We start from the raw sequence: 15,858 nt of genomic DNA, 5'->3' as shown, positions 1-15,858 counted from the left end.
TAAAATCCAAGCCTTTAAAGGATAAAATTTGAAAGAAATTTTGATAACAAATGACGATGGATTTGAAGCGACTGGCTTGCTTGCTTTAAAAGAGGCTTTAAGCGAGCTAGATGGCGTAAATGTCACGATCGTAGCTCCAAGCTCTGAAAAATCAGCCTGCGCTCACTCTTTGACACTTACAAGGCCACTTAGATTTATAAAACTTGATGATAACTTTTTTAAACTCGATGACGCCACACCAAGTGACTGCGTCTATCTCGCACTTCACGCACTTTATAATAAAAAGCCAGATCTAGTGATAAGTGGTATAAATCACGGGGCAAATTTAGGCGAAGACATCACCTATTCTGGTACATGCGGAGCTGCCATGGAGGGGGTTTTGCAAGGCATTAGAAGTATCGCTTTTTCGCAGTTTTATGCAAACAACTCATTAAATGAACTTGGCTTTAATCTAGCAAAAGAGGTCGTGAAATTTATCGTACCGAAGGTGCTAGAGGGTGAAATTTTGCTAAATACGAGGGAATTTTTAAATGTAAACATCCCAGCCGTAACAAGCAAAAATTTCAAAGGCTACACCGTCGTACCAGCTGGCAAACGCACCTATGCCACGCATGCTACGCTTAATCGCAACCCAAGAGGGATCGAGTACTACTGGCTTGGAAACGCAGCACTTGACTACGAGGGTGGCGAGCCAAGTGACATCAGTAAGGTAAATGAGGGCTTTGCGACAATAACGCCCATAAAACTAAATATGACTTCATATGAGAGCTTGGAGAGCCTAAAGGAGAAATTTGATGCAAAATGATAGATTTACAAGGATAAGATGGCTCTTTGGCGAGGATGGTTTTAGCAGGCTTCAAAGCGCAAAAGTGCTAGTTTGTGGAGCTGGTGGTGTAGGCGGAATGTGCGTGGATGCGCTTGCTAGAAGCGGGGTTGGGCACATCACTTTAATCGATAAAGACATCTTTGACGTGACAAATCAAAACCGCCAAATTTACAGCGAAAACGTTGGCGGCGTAAAGGTAGAGGAGTTTGCCAAAATTTATCCTTGCATCACGCCTATTCAAGCACTGATCACGCCAGAATTTATTGCTGGTTTTGACTTTAGCAAATTTGATGTGATGATCGATGCGATCGATGATATCACTGCCAAGATCGCCCTTGCAAATGCGGTAGATCCTAGTAGATTTATAGCCTCGATGGGTGGGGCAAAAAGGATCGATCCAACTAAGATAAAGGTGGCTAGCGTTTGGAAAACCTCGGTCGATCCGCTAGCTAGAAAATATAGATATGAGCTCAAAAAATCAGGTTTTAGCGGTAAATTTGACGTGGTTTTTTCAACAGAAGAGCCACTTTGCAAGCCACTTGGAAGCTTCATGGGCGTGACTGCTTGCTTTGGGCTAAATTTAGCTTCACTAGCTGTTAAAAAGATAGTTGAGTAGTAAGTCAAAAATTTACTCTCCAAGCAAAATTTCAAATTAGAGCTGGCATTTTTGGATATAAATTTAATAGCCAGCTCTACAAAACACGAATTTAACAATCCAAGATGAGAATCTAGCAAATTTTAAAATTTATGAGCGAGTAATTTCGGCTCTAAAATTTGAGATAAGCGGTAAGCAAAGCCAAATTTTAGTAATCAATTCTTGCGAGCGAATGAAAGTTTAAAATTTGCAAAGATGGCTTGATTAAATTTGCAATTTTTTATTCAAAAGAGAGGCAAGGGGACTTAAATTTTACTTCTCAGGCTCGCAACTGCGTGGCAGACACGAAGTCCATCCCCTTATCCCCCTCCTGCCCCTTTTTTAATCCACCCCCTCGCACATTCAAGGGGCATGTGCTAGTACTTCGCACTGCATGCGGTCTAAACCCTATCAAATTTTAAAATTTACAAGCGAGCATATCACGCTTCTAAATTTAGTGGCGAATGTTTATGAGTCCTAAAATTAGTAAGTTGCTAAGGCGAGTGAGTAAGATTTTAAAATTTGCAAAGATAGTAAAAATTCTATTTTTTAAATAAAGGCTTTGAATTTTAAAAATTTATATATTTTTTGGATTAAATTTAAAATAGCCAGCTGCAAATTTAACAGCTGGCTAAAATTTTAGTTTTTATGTATGCGAAGGTAGCTATTTAGTGCGCCAACATAGGCTTTTGCACTTGCCATCATAGTATCTATGTCAAGTCCATGGCCTATTACAGCCGTTTTGCCCTCAAACTCGACCTTTACATCAACCTTTGCAAGTGCATCCTTGCCTTGAGAAACGGATGCCACTTTATAGTCTTTTAGCGTGCCACTAATACCACTAATACGATCAACTACCTTAAATATCGCATCAGCAGTACCATTTCCTAGAGCTGAGTCACTGATGATCTCATCATTGTGTTTTATGCTAATTGAAGCACTTGCAAGGCTTCCGCCGCTACTTTGAAGAAGAGCCGTGATCTCATAAGCTTGTGGAATTTTTGTAATCTCTTCAGCCACAAGAGCCCTAATATCATCATCAAATATCTCTTTTTTCTTATCAGCTAGCTCTTTAAATTTTTCAAAAGCCTTATTAAGAGCATCGCTATCAAGGTCAAATCCAAGGCTAGCAAGCTTATCTTTAAATGCGTGGCGACCGCTATGCTTACCTAAAACAAGAGAATTTTTCTCAAGGCCTATACTCTCAGCGCTAATTATCTCATAGGTCTCTTTATGTTTTAGCACACCGTCTTGATGTATGCCACTCTCATGAGCAAAGGCGTTTCTACCAACGATAGCTTTGTTTGGTTGAGGCTCAATGCCTATAATACTAGCAATCAGTCTTGAAGTTGGATAAATTTCTTTTGAGATGATGTCTGTATAAAGTGGAGCAAAGACGTCTTGGCGAGTTTTGATAGCCATCACGATCTCTTCAAGCGCAGCATTTCCGGCACGCTCACCTATGCCATTGATCGTACCTTCGACCTGCCTTGCACCAGCTTTTATAGCCGCTAACGAGTTTGCCGTAGCCATACCTAAGTCATTGTGATTATGCACAGATATTATCGCTCTATCGCCTACAAATTTTACTATTTCACTAATGCGAGCAGTTATCTCTTCAGGATATAAATAACCAACCGTATCAGGGATATTTAAGGTTTTTGCACCCGCATTTATGGCAGCATCACAAATTTCTTTTAAAAAGCTCATCTCGCTTCTGCATGCATCCTCGCAGCTAAACTCCACATCATCGCAAAAGGTTTTTGCGCATTTTATAGACTCGACTGCACGTTTTATTACTTCATCTGGGCTCATTTTTAGCTTGTACTCCATATGAATTGGACTTGTCGCTATAAATGTATGAATTCTCTTATTTTTAGCTGGAGCCAATGCCTCGCCAGCTGCCTTAATATCACGCTCAACTGCGCGTGCAAGAGAGCAAACCGTGATATTTGAGGCTTGCTTTGCTATCTGATTTACCGCGTCAAAATCTCCTGGGCTTGCTGCTGCAAATCCCGCCTCCATAACATCCACACCAAGCCTTTCAAGCTGAAGTGCGATCTGTAGTTTTTCGGCTGTATTCATCGATGCACCAGGGCTTTGCTCGCCATCTCTTAAAGTCGTATCAAAGATTATAATTTTATTCTTATCCATTTTTTGTCCTTTTTTATTTTTTTATATTTAAATTTTAAATTTGATGAGTTAAGTAAAGAGAAATTTGCTACCTAAGTAGCAGCAGTAGAGAGTTTTTGATTTCGATTTTTGGTAAAAATTTACGTGATTTTATGACGCCATTTTCGCTCATTCGCTCTCCTTTTTTTTGGAATTTTTACTAAACATTATAGTGGCTCTTACTATGCCATAAAGCATATAGACGCTCATAACCAAAGTCGCACTTTCAAATGGATATAGATAAAGCATCGAAAATGCAACTACAAGAGCTACTAAAATTCTTATCACGTGGGTTTGTTTTAAATTTATTTTTTTAAAGCTTGGATAGCGAATGTTGCTAACCATTAAAGCTGCCAAAGTAGCTTCAAGTAGCATCAAGCACCACTCAAATCCTTCTAAAAAAGTATAGTCGATATAAATACCAACCCAAAGTACGCTCACAATAGCTGCTGATGGTATAGGAAGCCCGATAAAAACATTTGGCTCATATGTGCCAGTAGTGACATTAAAACGAGCAAGCCTAATAGCTCCAAAAACCACAAACATAGCAGCTATAAGTGCCCCAAATCTGCCAAAATTTTTACCAATAGTCAAATAAAATAAAATCGCTGGTGCTACGCCGAAAGCAACAAGATCTGCAAGGCTATCAAACTCTACGCCAAATTTGCTAGTTGTCTTTGTAAGTCTAGCCACACGCCCATCAAGTCCATCTAAAATAAGCGATAAGATTATATAAATAATGGCTTTAAAATAGTTACCTTGAATAGATGAAATAATGCTAATAACACCTAAAAAAGCACTAGCTGCTGTAAATAAATTTGGCAAGATATACATTAGTTGCATCTTTTGTATGTTATTCATCTCTTTTTCCCTCTTCAAAATATCCCAAAAGTGAAGCAGCCTTTACGCTTTCTCCGACACTTACACATATCTTAGTATCTCTTGGCAAGTATAAAATCACCTCACCACTTCCTAAAAAACCAAATTTTCTAGATGCTTTTAGGCTAGTAACATTTGAAATTTCTAAACTTCGACTTAAAGCTCCAGCTATAATTTTCATAACAAATTTTATATTCTCTTTTTCAAAGCGAATAATAGCTCTTTCATTTAAAAATTCTGAAATTTTCATAGCTTGACACAAAAATAAGCCATGTCTTTTGCGTATTTCAGCTACTTTTACATCACTTACAGCCCTTAATGTACCAACATCAAAAAAAGATTTTTTTATAACGATCTTAGCTACTTCATTATTATCAAAATTTGAAGCACTGATCTCTTTTATCTTGCCATCAATCGGCGATAGTAAAGCCAATTTATCATCAGAAAATGGCTCTCTCTCAGGATCTCTAAAAAAATAAAGTCCCAAAAAAAGTAAAATAGCAAAAAGTAGTGGCAAGATCCCAAACAGCAAAGATAAAACAAATAAAATTAGAAAAAATAATATAAATTTATATCCTGCTTTCGCGATATAGCCACTCATTTTTATTCCTCTTTTTTACTCTTTTCGTCTTCTTCTATCTCTACGAGTCTGCTCTCTAGACTATTTTCGATCTCATAGTTTTTAATGATCTCTCTAACTCTTTTTCCTTCGATTGTTTCTTCTTCATAAAGTGCTGATACCATATTTTCAATAGCACCTTTGTAAATTTCGAGCAAACCAAGCACAGCAGTGTATCTTTCATGAAGAAGCGTTTTTACAAACTCATCAACCTTTTCAGCCATCTTATCACTATAGTCTTTGATACTTTGACCACCATTTAAAAACGTAGCACGTTGTTTTTCAAGCACCATAAGACCAGCAACATCACTCATACCATACATACTAACCATGGCTTTTATGATATCAGTCGCACGCTCTAGGTCGTTGCTAGCTCCGGTTGAAATTTCTTTAATAAACACCTCTTCAGCAGCTCTACCAGCCAAAAGCACATCCACTTCTGCTATCAGCTCATGCTTTTGCATCATAAATTTATTCTCTTCAGGCGTGTTTAGAGTATACCCAAGCGCTGCAAGACCACGTGGCACGACTGAGACTTTTGTTACCCTTTTTGCACCTTTTGTTAGTTCAGCTATCAAGGCATGACCGCACTCATGATAAGTGACGATCCTTTTTTCTTTTGGATTTACGCGGCGAGACTTTTTCTCAAGTCCAGCGATCGATCTCTCAACGGCCTCCACAAGATCAGCCTGCTCGACAAAGGTCTTTGACTTACGTCCTGCAAGAAGTGCTGCCTCATTTATAATATTTTCAAGATCGGCACCTGCTAAACCAGTAGTAAGCCTTGCGATATCTTCGATATTTACATCTTTACCAATCTTTACATCTTTCATATGGACTTTTAAAATATCGCAACGTCCTTTAAAATCAGGCTTATCAACAAGCACTTGCCTATCAAATCTACCTGGCCTTAAAAGCGCAGCATCCAAAACTTCAGGTCTATTTGTAGCAGCTATAACAATGACTGGCGACTTATCCGCATCAAAGCCGTCCATCTCAGAAAGAAGCTGATTTAGCGTTTGCTCCCTCTCGTCATTGCCGCCCATCGGACCAGAATTTCTACTTTTACCGATCGCATCGATCTCATCTATAAAAACGATCGCTGGAGCCTCTTTTTTAGCATTTTCAAAAAGATCTCTAACTCTACTTGCACCAACACCGACAAACATCTCTATAAAGCTTGATGCTGACATAGAGAAAAATGGCACACTAGCCTCGCCTGCAACTGCTCTTGCAAGAAGTGTTTTACCTGTGCCTGGAGGGCCAACTAGCAAAATTCCTTTTGGAATTTTTGCCCCAAGTCTTAGATATTTATCAGGACTTTTTAGATAATCAACTATCTCTTGAACCTCTTCTTTTGCCTCTTCGACACCTGCAACATCGTCAAACTTAACTTTTGGTTTTTCAGAATTTATAAGTTTTTTTGCACTTCCTATGCCAAGTATGCCGCCGCCGATATTCTTTTGCATACGACTAGCAATAAACATCCAAATAGCAAAAAATATAAATACCGGGATGATCCATGAAAATATAAGATCACCAAACCAGTTATTTTCGCTATAAACGCTATAAGTTATGCCGTTTTGCTCAAGTATGCCAATGAGCGTTGGATCATTTATACGTTTTGCAAGATAGATAGTTTTGTCACTACCTATGCCTTTTATGGTAGTTTCTGAGATAGCAACCTCATTTAGCTGCTTATTTTTTAACATATCTTTAAACTCAGAATAAGCTACCATTTTACTCTGAGCATTGCTATTTAGCCCAAAAGAGCCACCTAGTCCGTCTCCACTAAAGCTTCTAAAAGCTAAAACTATAACTATTGCAAAAATGGCAAAAATAAAAATAGGATTTTTATTAAAAAAACCGTTATTGTTGCCATTATTTTGGTTATTATTTTGGTTATTCATCTATTTCCTTATAAACAAAGCTACTCCAATCGTTACTTTGTTTTATCTCAATTAGCTCCAAATCCTTAAATGTATCTTTAATCCTATCTTCGTATTTGTTTAAAATTCCTGACAATACCAAGTAGCCGCCTTTTTTAAGCGATTTTTTTAAGTTATTTGAGAGCATAAAAATGACATCAGCAATGATATTTGCTACGACAATGTCATATTTTTGCTCTAAATTTGCGATGGAGCCTGTCCAAATTTTATTAAATTTAACCTCATTTAACTCGGCGTTGCTAATTGAGCTTTGCGTGGCTTGCTCGTCTGTATCACAAGCATCGACCTTACAGCCAAGCTTTGCCAGGGCAATACTTAAAATTCCACTTCCGCAGCCCACGTCTAAAGTAGTATTGCCACTTTTTGCATATTTTTGTAAAAGTTGCAAGCAAGAATTTGTACTTTCATGATGCCCTGAACCAAAAGCTAGAGCTGGGTCGATTATGATATTTGTTACGCCATTAAGTGGCTCTTCCCAGCTAGGTCTAACATAAATTTTATCAACCAAAATAGGCTTAACTGCCTTTTTATATTCACCTAGCCAGTCTTTATTTTCTTTTAAATTAAGAGAAATTTTTAAATCATTTGAAATTTTACGAACACTAGAGAGCCCTTTTGCATACTCTTCAATACCCCAAGCTATATCTTTTAGATCATACTCTTCCCTGATGATGATCTCGTGATCTAGCTCTTCAACACAGGTAACTCCAAAAGAGAAAACTAGCTCTAAAATTTCATCATAAAAATTTGATGTTTTTATACTTAATTCGTAAAATTTATCTTTCATTAACCAAGGACGTCTTCAAGCTTCTCTTTTAAAACTTGTGGCGTAAAAGGTTTAACGATGTAGTTATTAACACCTGCTTTTAAAGCTGTTATAACTTCGGCTTTTCCGCCTTCTGTTGTTACCATTATGATAGGCATATCAACATACTTCTGCTCTGCTCTTACCTTTTTAACAAGCTCAAGACCATTCATCTCAGGCATATTCCAGTCAGTGATAAGAACTTCGATACCTTCATTTTGAGTTAAGATATTCCAAGCCTCAAGACCGTGCTCAGCCTCAAGAATTTCTTGATGTCCTAACCTTTGTAAAGTATTTTTTATGATTCTTCTCATTGTTGAACTGTCATCTACAACCAAAATCTTCACATAATATCCTTTTAGTAAAAATTGCCCTATTCTAGCTAATTTAAATTTATAAAAGCTTTAACGCTATCTAAGTAGTTTAAAGACCTCTTTTAGGTCAAGCAACCCCTCATAGTAGGCTTTCCCAACTATTACGCCACTAATCTCATTTGTGGCTTTTAGCATCAAAATATCATTTATATCACTCACGCCACCACTTGCTTAAGTAGTTTAAAGACCTCTTTTAGGTCAAGCAACCCCTCATAGTAGGCTTTCCCAACTATTACGCCACTAATCTCATTTGTGGCTTTTAGCATCAAAATATCATTTATATCACTCACGCCACCACTTGCTATCGTCTCAAGCTTGCTATTTCTAGCTATTTGCAAGCTAAACTCAACATTAACTCCGCCAAGCATTCCATCCTTGTTAATATCGGTGCAAATCACAGCTTCCACACCAACATCTGCAAATTTTCTTGCAAGATCGACTGCTTTTATATTTGAGATCTCACCCCAACCTTGTACGGCCACGTAGCCATCTTTTGCGTCAATGCCGACTACAACTCTATAAATTTCAGCCATTTTTGCTGTAAATTCTGGATCTCTAAGAGCAACTGAGCCAAGGATCACTCTGCTAACTCCAAGATCTAAATAGCGTTTTATTCGCTCTTCATCTCTTATGCCGCCACCCACTTGGACGCTTAAATTTGTAGCCTTTGTAATCTTTTCAATTGTTTTAAAATTTATCGTCTCTCCAGCAAATGCACCGTCTAAATCAACCACATGAAGCCATTTTGCGCCATAATCTTCAAATCTCTTAGCAAGTTCACTTGGCTCGTTGCTATAAATTTTTGCACTTTGCATAAGACCTTTGCTAAGTCTAACTGCTTGTCCCTCTTTTAAATCAATCGCTGGAAAAATTTCCATCATAACCTCGCAAAATTCTCTAAAATTTTAAGTCCAGCTTCATGACTTTTTTCTGGATGAGGCTGAAAGCCAAAGATATTTTCATGCCAAACCGCACTTGTAAATTCATATCCATAAGTCGTCTTTGCCAGTGCAAATTTATCATCACAAACCACATGATAGCTATGTACAAAATATAAATACTCAAGCTTTTTTAGTCCTAAATTTAATGGACTATTTTGCTTAAATTCCAAAGCGTTCCAACCAATATGGGGTATTTTTAATGGCTTATCGAAATTAGTTTCATTAAATTTTACAACCTCGCCAGGCAAAAGAGAAAGTCCCTCATGCTCGCCAAACTCAAAACTTCGCTCAAATAAAAGCTGCATGCCAAGACAAATACCAATAAAAGCTTTGCCGCTTTTTACAGCTTCTTTTACGGCTTCATCCATGCCATTATTTTTTAGCTTTGTCATCGCCTCACCAAAAGCTCCAACGCCTGGCAAAACGATGTGAGAGTACTCTTTTAAACTATCAGGCTCACTTACTAAAACGCACTCATGTCCAAGAAATTTAAAAGCATTTATCACGCTTTTGATATTGCCCGCACCATAATCAATAATAGCGATCATCTGTTCTCTTGTCTTTTTACGCTGAAAAGATAAAAGCTAAGTGCCGCCATTAGCATCGCCACGCCGCCTATTAGATAGATAGCGTTTATGATATTTTCAGGTGCAGTGATAGCAAATTTAAAGACCAGCATAAGCGCCTCAATGGCAAGTGCAATGATAATTGAGCCGATAAATCTCACCATCGTCTTATAAATAACGCTATTTTCTTCTTGATTTTTACCTAAAACCTCTTCTTCAAATATCGTCTTAACAAGATCAAAAATGGCAAGAGCTAGCGTTAAAATGATGGTTGATTCAAAAATTTCTTCGACATTTATATGCTCGATACTTTTTGAGATAAAGCTCTTTACCCCGTGCCAAAATAAAAATGCACAAATCATAAAAAGTGATGCACAAAAGAGCGCATAGACTGTCTTTAAAAATCTACCAAAATGCTCCTCGACAAAGCCGCTATCGACCATATTTAGGATATTTTCTAGGCTTATATCGATGCAAGCGATGAATTTAAGCTCATTTTTTTCATTATAGATAGGTACGCTTGCTGTGACGCACAAACCTCCATTTAGACTTGATGGATATGGATCGCTTAAAACACACCTTTTCTCACGCACTGCAGTGTAATAGTATGCCTTGTTTGCGCGGTTTTCGCCCTTTGGGATTTTGTATTCTTCATTTAGACTGATCGAGTCTTCGATCTGCACGCCATTTTCGTCTAAGATATACAATGCGTCAAAATTTTCTATCTCGTGGCTGATCTTGTCAAAACCAGCTTTTATATTCTCTAAACAAACTCCGGGCAGTCTGTTTGGTAAATTTCTACTAAATAGATAGCAGATATACGCCCTTGCCTTGTATCTCGTGTCACTAAATCTCTTAATATCTTTTATAACCAAAATTAGCCTTTTAAATTTAATGCATGATTAAACTCTGGCACGATCACCTTAAGAGCAGGTGCCACCTCGTCATCTTCAAGCTGCAAAAGCCCATTTATCTTTGAATTTAAAAGGGTCAGATCATAAGGCTCTGAATGCGTTACAAAGATCGACTCATACTTGGTTTGCACATCATCTTTGTTAATAAGTAGCTCTTCATAAAGCTTCTCACCTGGTCTAAGACCTACAAATTCTATACCCAAATGCTCTTTATTTGAAAGAAGAAGCATCTTTTTAGCAAGATCAACTATCTTAACAGGCTCGCCCATATCAAGTACGAAAAGCTCTCCACCTTTTGCGATAGAGGCTGCTTGAAGGACTAGCTGGCATGCTTCAGACGTAAGCATAAAGTACCTTGTGATCTCTGGGTGAGTAACACTTAGTGGCTTATTTGCGGCAATTTGTGCTTTAAATTTCGGTATAACAGAACCACTTGAGCCAAGGACATTTCCAAAGCGCACGCAAACTATCTCACACACGCCAGCTTCATTTGAATTTAAAGCATAAAGCTCACAAACACGCTTAGTTGTGCCCATTATATTTGTTGGGCGTACGGCCTTGTCTGATGAGATCATGACAAATTTTTTAACGCCATATTTTTTTGAAAGATCGACAGCATTTTTTGTGCCAAGGATATTATTTTCGACAGCCGAGCGAGGGTTTAACTCACAAAGCGGCACATGTTTATATGCTGCTGCGTGGATAACAATCTCAGGTTCAAAGTCAGCAAAAACTTCTTCAAAATCCTTTAAATTTGTGATATTTACAAGCTTACTGATAGTCCTTTTATCTTTTGTATCTTCGCCTATTTTATAAAGGTTAAACTCACTGTGCTCAACCATAATAAGCTCGCTTACTCCAAATTTTAAGCACTGCTTACAAATTTCACTTCCTATGCTACCACCAGCTCCAGTAACAAGCACTTTTTTGTCTTTTAAAAAATTTGAGATGGCTTCAGGATTTAGGTCTTTTGGCTTCCTAGCGAGCAAGTCTTCGATAGAGATATCCTTGATCGGCTCGTTTTCGATAAGCGAAAATAGCTTCATATCTCTTATGCCATATCCAGTTAGTTCATCAACTAAAGCTTGAAGCCCATCTTGATCAAGTGCAAGTGCGATAATAGCGGTCTTTACATCGTAGTCTTTTATCAAATTTGGTATCTCTTTTTTATCTTGCACTAAGAAACCATCACAATAAGTGCCCACAAGATCACTCCTGCCATCTACCACGCCAACTGCGTAATAGTCAAGATACCCTTGCTTTAAGCCACGCAAAACGTGAAGTGCTTTTGAGGTAGCACCTATAACAACACAAGGCTCACCTTTGTGAGGTTTGTTTGAAAAGTCAAGCACCATGCGCTTTGAAATTCTCAAAAGTCCAATAAGTAGGCATGAAATTAGAAGATCGATGAAAATAACACTTCTTGGGTATGGATTAAAGAAGTCTTGTATTATGAAAAATATGATCGTAAACAAAACCGCTGAGCAAACGTGAGCTAAGAAAATTTTTCTAGCCTCATTTAGTCCAAAAAATCTCCACGGCACCTTGTAAATTTTAAACATCCATAGAAAAAATAGCTTAAAAATAATCAAAAATCCAGCCGTTACAAAAAGGCCCTGAACGTAGATGTCTGGGATGTTTGCGTTAAATCTCAAAAGATAAGCCGCATATATCGAAAACGTAAATATAAAAACATCGCCAATAAGGAAAAATATAAGCCTTTTTAACTTTGTCGCATGAAACATTTAAGCGTTTTCCTTGACTAGTTTGACCACTTTTGCTTGCGTTTCCTCGCTCATATCGCTACCGCTTGGCAAACAAATTCCTCTTGAAAATAGATCTTCACTGCAACCATCGATAAAGCTTAGCGCGCCCTTAAATACTGGCTGCATGTGCATAGGCTTCCAAAGTGGACGGCTCTCGATATTTTGATCAGCTAGTGCTTTTATAACCTTTAAATGCGCATCTTTTTTAGCAAAAACGCCAGTTGTGAGCCATCTGTTGCCACGAGAATCTGCTAGCTCTGGCATAAATTCTAAAACGTCACCAAGCTCTTTTTCATAAATTTCAAATACTTTTCTCTTTTGCTCAACTCTTTTTTCTAAAACTTCCATCTGTGCCACGCCAATAGCGCCTAGAACGTTGCTTAAACGGTAGTTGTAGCCATAGTCTTTGTGCTCGTAGTGAAGTAGCGGCTCTCTTGCTTGAGTGCTGTAAAACCTAGCTTTTTCCACAAATTCACTATCTCCAACCAACACGCCGCCACCTGAAGTGGTGATGATCTTGTTGCCATTAAAACTATATGCACCCATCACGCCAAATGTGCCAAGCGCCTTGCCGCCGTAAAATCCACCAAGCGCTTCAGCTGCATCCTCGACCAAAGCGATACCCTCGTTTTGGCAAATTTCGCAAATTTCTTTCATCTTTGAAGCTTGGCCGTAAAGATGTGTGACGACTAATGCCTTTGGCTTTTTAGGTAAATTTGATATCGCTTTTTTTAGTAGCTCTGGGCTTAAATTCCAGCTCTCGTCGCTATCTATAAAGACCGGAGTTGCTTTTTCGTAAAGTATAGGCGAGACTGAAGCCATAAAAGTAAAACTAGAAGCCAGCACAAAGTCGCCCTCTTTTACGCCAAGGACGCGAAGTGCTAGGTGAAGCGCCGCAGTTCCTGCAGATAGCGCTAGCGCATCTTTAGCGCCAGTGTAGTTTTTTATACTTTCTTCAAATTTATTTACATACTCACCAAGTGGCGCTATATAGTTGCTTTCAAAAACTTTTTTTATATATTCCTGCTCTTTTCCACTCATGTTTGGCGGAGATAAAAAAACCCTATCCATGTTCATACCTTTCGTGATTTTTTAGCGATTTTAGCACTTATTTTTAAATTTTATATCTTGCCACGCTCGCACGCTGGCACTCCGTAAACCTTCACACCATCTTTTATATCTCTTACGACCACACTTCCAGCGCCGATGATGCAGTTGCCACCGATGCTTATACCTTGAATGACACTTGAGCCAATGCCAACATGCGTAAATTCTCCCACGCTCACATTTCCAGCAAGGGCTGTGTTTGGGCTGATGTGAGCAAATTTACCTATCACACACTCATGCTCTATCACCGCGCCAGAGTTTATGATAGCGCCTTCTTTTATGCAAGCTTTTGCGTTTATCACGGCATTTGGCATGACGACCACACCTTTTTCTATCACGGCACTCTGGCTCACAACTGCGCTTTTATGGATCAAAGTTACTATCTCAAAGCCAGCGGACTCTACCCTTTGGCTGATTTTTTGCCTTGTTTTGTTTTCGCCAATGGCTATTATGATATCAGCTTTTTCAAGCTCTGGGCTAAATTTAAACTCACTAGCATCATCCAAAAAAACTATCTCGTCATAGCCATTATTTCTAGCGATATCAGCGACTACAAGGCCATGACCACTCGCTCCGTAGATGTAAATTTTCTTAGTTTTTGCCATTAAATTTCTCCGTCGTTGCCTGCCCCTCTTTGCTTACGCCACTTCGTTTTAGCACCTTTTCGATAGTCTGTAAGGCAATCTTTACGTCAAGCATAAAGCTTAAATTCTTAGCGTAATAGACGTCGTACTCAAATTTTTTCTCCCAGCTTATGGCGTTTCTACCATTTACCTGTGCTAGGCCTGTGATACCAGGGCGCACGTCGTGGCGGTGCTTTTGCATTTCGTTGTAAATGGGTAGATACTCGACCAAAAGCGGCCTTGGCCCAATGAAGCTCATATCACCCTTTAGCACGTTAAATAGCTGTGGCAGCTCATCGAGGCTAAGTGAGCGGATCAGCTTGCCAAATTTACCAAGACGCTGTTCATCTGGCAAGAGCTCGCCATTTGCGTCACGCTCGTCGCTCATCGTCTTAAATTTATAAATTTTAAAAATTTTCTCATTAAGACCTGGTCTTGCTTGTGTAAAAATTACGTCACGGCTAACCTTAAAATAGATAAAAATCGCCGTTGCTATGATGATAGGCGATGTTAAAATAAGCAAAAACAAAGCCCCCAAAATGTCAATCACCCTTTTTAAAAAATTTCTATACATCTATAAATTTCCTATAAATTTCTATATATCTTTTCGCGATTTGCTTCTCGTCAAACTCGCTAACAGCCCAGCTTCTGCCATTTTGCCCAAGTCTAGCACAAAGCGCCTCGTCATCAAGCAAAATTTTTATCTTTCCAGCAAGATCACTTGCGTCTTTTACCTTGCATAAAAGTCCGTTGTAGCCCTCTTTTACAGCTTCATTGCAGCCTGTCACATCACTTGCAACAACTGCTTTAGCCATACTCATCGCCTCTAAAACCGTTCTTGGAAAGCCCTCTTTATAGCTAGGGAGTGCTAGCAAGTAAGAAGCCTTTAAAAGCTGTGGTATGTCGTTTCTAGCGCCAAGATATCGCACCTTGCCACCTTTTAAAAAGCTCTCATCTGCGGTTGATTTATTGCCAGCAAAGCCCTCGCCCACAAAGACAAATTCGCAGTTTTTGTAGCCATTTAAAATTTCAGCTGCCTCGTAAAATTCACGAACGCCCTTGTGCCACATGGCTCTTGCGATCATTAAAATGACTTTTTTTTCACCCAAGTCCGCTGCCTGCGTGATAGCTGGATCAAATTTAGCAGTATCCACGCCGACACTTTTTATGCGGTAAACTTTACTTTTATCTATCAAATTACGAGAGATCATATAATCAGCATCCGAGTCGTTTACAAACACGCAAGCATCGGCCTTTGCGAATGAAAATTTATAAAGACTCTCCATGACAAAACGCACAGCCTTCGTCTTAATATCATCATCGATATAAAAGCTACCAAGGCCTTCAACTAAATTTATCACATGCTTTATACCAGCGTTTTTAGCGGCAAATGTGCCAAATACATTTGACTTGTGAGCGCCAGTTTGAAGCAGGTCTAAATTTAGCTCGCCTAAAATTTGAGATAGTTTTTTTGAGTTATTTATGATGGTTAGCGGATTTAGACTGGCCTTGTCAAGCTCGTATGTAACAGCGTGAAAGCTTTTAGCAAGCTCATCAGTAAAATTTCCTTTTGGAGCGATAGCAAAAACCTCATGCCCCATATCTTTTAAAGCCTGCATTATAGGGCGTCTAAAAAAGTGTATGCTCATATCAGCGTGGCTTAAAAATCCTATCCTTGCCATC

At 38.7% G+C, this 15,858-nt stretch carries 17 protein-coding genes; 2 read left to right on the top strand and 15 right to left on the bottom strand.

The annotated features are described in order from the left end of the window. Window positions 1–28: 28 nt before the first annotated feature. Both surE and FZ940_RS02435 read left to right on the top strand, forming a co-directional pair. Window positions 29–805, top strand: a complete 777-nt coding sequence (surE, locus tag FZ940_RS02440) for a 5'/3'-nucleotidase SurE (RefSeq protein WP_148821366.1) — start codon at window positions 29–31, stop codon at window positions 803–805. Then, a complete protein-coding gene (locus tag FZ940_RS02435; protein ID WP_148821365.1) occupies window positions 795–1,442 on the top strand; it encodes a tRNA threonylcarbamoyladenosine dehydratase in 648 nt (215 codons plus the stop codon). The genes surE and FZ940_RS02435 overlap by 11 nt, the downstream gene beginning before the upstream one ends. A gap of 657 nt (window positions 1,443–2,099) precedes the next feature. On the opposite strand, the gene FZ940_RS02430 is transcribed toward FZ940_RS02435, so the two are convergent. The 15 genes from FZ940_RS02430 to pglA form a co-directional block, all read right to left on the bottom strand. Further along, on the bottom strand, window positions 2,100–3,614 hold the full coding sequence (locus tag FZ940_RS02430) for a 2-isopropylmalate synthase (protein ID WP_148821364.1): 1,515 nt from the start codon (window positions 3,612–3,614) through the stop codon (window positions 2,100–2,102). Window positions 3,615–3,761: 147 nt separating this feature from the next. Continuing rightward, window positions 3,762–4,493, bottom strand: coding sequence for a CDP-diacylglycerol--serine O-phosphatidyltransferase (gene pssA / locus FZ940_RS02425; protein ID WP_072594435.1), 732 nt, complete (start codon window positions 4,491–4,493; stop codon window positions 3,762–3,764). Next, window positions 4,486–5,112, bottom strand: coding sequence for a phosphatidylserine decarboxylase (locus FZ940_RS02420; RefSeq protein WP_103624653.1), 627 nt, complete (start codon window positions 5,110–5,112; stop codon window positions 4,486–4,488). Before FZ940_RS02420 ends, pssA begins: the two co-directional genes overlap by 8 nt. Before the next feature lie 2 nt (window positions 5,113–5,114). Then, window positions 5,115–7,040, bottom strand: coding sequence for an ATP-dependent zinc metalloprotease FtsH (gene ftsH / locus FZ940_RS02415; protein ID WP_148821363.1), 1,926 nt, complete (start codon window positions 7,038–7,040; stop codon window positions 5,115–5,117). Next, window positions 7,033–7,866 (bottom strand): 50S ribosomal protein L11 methyltransferase, encoded by an 834-nt coding sequence (locus FZ940_RS02410; protein ID WP_148821362.1) that lies wholly within the window; start codon window positions 7,864–7,866, stop codon window positions 7,033–7,035. The genes ftsH and FZ940_RS02410 overlap by 8 nt, the downstream gene beginning before the upstream one ends. Further along, window positions 7,866–8,231 (bottom strand): chemotaxis response regulator CheY, encoded by a 366-nt coding sequence (locus tag FZ940_RS02405; protein WP_002939933.1) that lies wholly within the window; start codon window positions 8,229–8,231, stop codon window positions 7,866–7,868. The genes FZ940_RS02410 and FZ940_RS02405 overlap by 1 nt, the downstream gene beginning before the upstream one ends. Before the next feature lie 63 nt (window positions 8,232–8,294). After that, window positions 8,295–8,417 carry a hypothetical protein gene (locus FZ940_RS09520; RefSeq protein ID WP_222861990.1) on the bottom strand — a complete coding sequence of 41 codons (123 nt, stop codon included), beginning with the start codon at window positions 8,415–8,417 and terminating at the stop codon, window positions 8,295–8,297. Next, window positions 8,414–9,136 carry a 1-(5-phosphoribosyl)-5-[(5-phosphoribosylamino)methylideneamino]imidazole-4-carboxamide isomerase gene (hisA, locus tag FZ940_RS02400; protein WP_148821361.1) on the bottom strand — a complete coding sequence of 241 codons (723 nt, stop codon included), beginning with the start codon at window positions 9,134–9,136 and terminating at the stop codon, window positions 8,414–8,416. The genes FZ940_RS09520 and hisA overlap by 4 nt, the downstream gene beginning before the upstream one ends. After that, window positions 9,136–9,747 (bottom strand): imidazole glycerol phosphate synthase subunit HisH, encoded by a 612-nt coding sequence (gene hisH, locus FZ940_RS02395; RefSeq protein WP_148821360.1) that lies wholly within the window; start codon window positions 9,745–9,747, stop codon window positions 9,136–9,138. Before hisH ends, hisA begins: the two co-directional genes overlap by 1 nt. Then, a complete protein-coding gene (locus FZ940_RS02390; RefSeq protein WP_148821359.1) occupies window positions 9,744–10,640 on the bottom strand; it encodes a PDC sensor domain-containing protein in 897 nt (298 codons plus the stop codon). The genes hisH and FZ940_RS02390 overlap by 4 nt, the downstream gene beginning before the upstream one ends. 2 nt (window positions 10,641–10,642) lie before the next feature. Then, window positions 10,643–12,424 (bottom strand): UDP-N-acetylglucosamine 4,6-dehydratase (configuration-retaining), encoded by a 1,782-nt coding sequence (gene pglF, locus FZ940_RS02385; RefSeq protein ID WP_148821358.1) that lies wholly within the window; start codon window positions 12,422–12,424, stop codon window positions 10,643–10,645. Continuing rightward, entirely contained in the window at window positions 12,425–13,516 is a 1,092-nt protein-coding gene (gene pglE, locus FZ940_RS02380) for a UDP-N-acetylbacillosamine transaminase (protein WP_148821357.1), read from the bottom strand. It lies immediately after the preceding gene. Window positions 13,517–13,566: 50 nt separating this feature from the next. Continuing rightward, a complete protein-coding gene (gene pglD / locus FZ940_RS02375) occupies window positions 13,567–14,157 on the bottom strand; it encodes a UDP-N-acetylbacillosamine N-acetyltransferase (RefSeq protein ID WP_148821356.1) in 591 nt (196 codons plus the stop codon). Beyond that, on the bottom strand, window positions 14,144–14,749 hold the full coding sequence (gene pglC, locus FZ940_RS02370; protein WP_148821355.1) for an undecaprenyl phosphate N,N'-diacetylbacillosamine 1-phosphate transferase: 606 nt from the start codon (window positions 14,747–14,749) through the stop codon (window positions 14,144–14,146). Before pglC ends, pglD begins: the two co-directional genes overlap by 14 nt. Continuing rightward, window positions 14,742–15,857: a N,N'-diacetylbacillosaminyl-diphospho-undecaprenol alpha-1,3-N-acetylgalactosaminyltransferase gene (pglA, locus tag FZ940_RS02365; protein WP_148821354.1), complete on the bottom strand. Its 1,116-nt coding sequence runs from the start codon at window positions 15,855–15,857 to the stop codon at window positions 14,742–14,744. The genes pglC and pglA overlap by 8 nt, the downstream gene beginning before the upstream one ends. Between the last annotated feature and the right edge of the window lies 1 nt (window position 15,858).

The sequence above is a fragment of the Campylobacter concisus genome, assembly GCF_902460415.1.
Lineage (GTDB): Bacteria > Campylobacterota > Campylobacteria > Campylobacterales > Campylobacteraceae > Campylobacter_A > Campylobacter_A concisus_Y.
The sequence above is the reverse complement of the archived record's forward strand: the minus strand, read 5'-3'. Positions and strand labels throughout refer to the sequence as shown.

Excerpts from the sequence above, each read along its gene's own strand:
- FZ940_RS02435 (WP_148821365.1), top strand. The coding sequence starts at position 795 with ATGCAAAATGATAGATTTACAAGGATAAGATGGCTCTTTGGCGAGGAT.
- FZ940_RS02430 (WP_148821364.1), bottom strand. The coding sequence starts at position 3,614 with ATGGATAAGAATAAAATTATAATCTTTGATACGACTTTAAGAGATGGC.
- pssA (WP_072594435.1), bottom strand. The coding sequence starts at position 4,493 with ATGAATAACATACAAAAGATGCAACTAATGTATATCTTGCCAAATTTA.
- FZ940_RS02420 (WP_103624653.1), bottom strand. The coding sequence starts at position 5,112 with ATGAGTGGCTATATCGCGAAAGCAGGATATAAATTTATATTATTTTTT.
- ftsH (WP_148821363.1), bottom strand. The coding sequence starts at position 7,040 with ATGAATAACCAAAATAATAACCAAAATAATGGCAACAATAACGGTTTT.
- FZ940_RS02410 (WP_148821362.1), bottom strand. The coding sequence starts at position 7,866 with ATGAAAGATAAATTTTACGAATTAAGTATAAAAACATCAAATTTTTAT.
- hisA (WP_148821361.1), bottom strand. The coding sequence starts at position 9,136 with ATGGAAATTTTTCCAGCGATTGATTTAAAAGAGGGACAAGCAGTTAGA.
- hisH (WP_148821360.1), bottom strand. The coding sequence starts at position 9,747 with ATGATCGCTATTATTGATTATGGTGCGGGCAATATCAAAAGCGTGATA.
- pglF (WP_148821358.1), bottom strand. The coding sequence starts at position 12,424 with ATGTTTCATGCGACAAAGTTAAAAAGGCTTATATTTTTCCTTATTGGC.
- pglE (WP_148821357.1), bottom strand. The coding sequence starts at position 13,516 with ATGGATAGGGTTTTTTTATCTCCGCCAAACATGAGTGGAAAAGAGCAG.
- pglD (WP_148821356.1), bottom strand. The coding sequence starts at position 14,157 with ATGGCAAAAACTAAGAAAATTTACATCTACGGAGCGAGTGGTCATGGC.
- pglC (WP_148821355.1), bottom strand. The coding sequence starts at position 14,749 with ATGTATAGAAATTTTTTAAAAAGGGTGATTGACATTTTGGGGGCTTTG.
- pglA (WP_148821354.1), bottom strand. The coding sequence starts at position 15,857 with ATGGCAAGGATAGGATTTTTAAGCCACGCTGATATGAGCATACACTTT.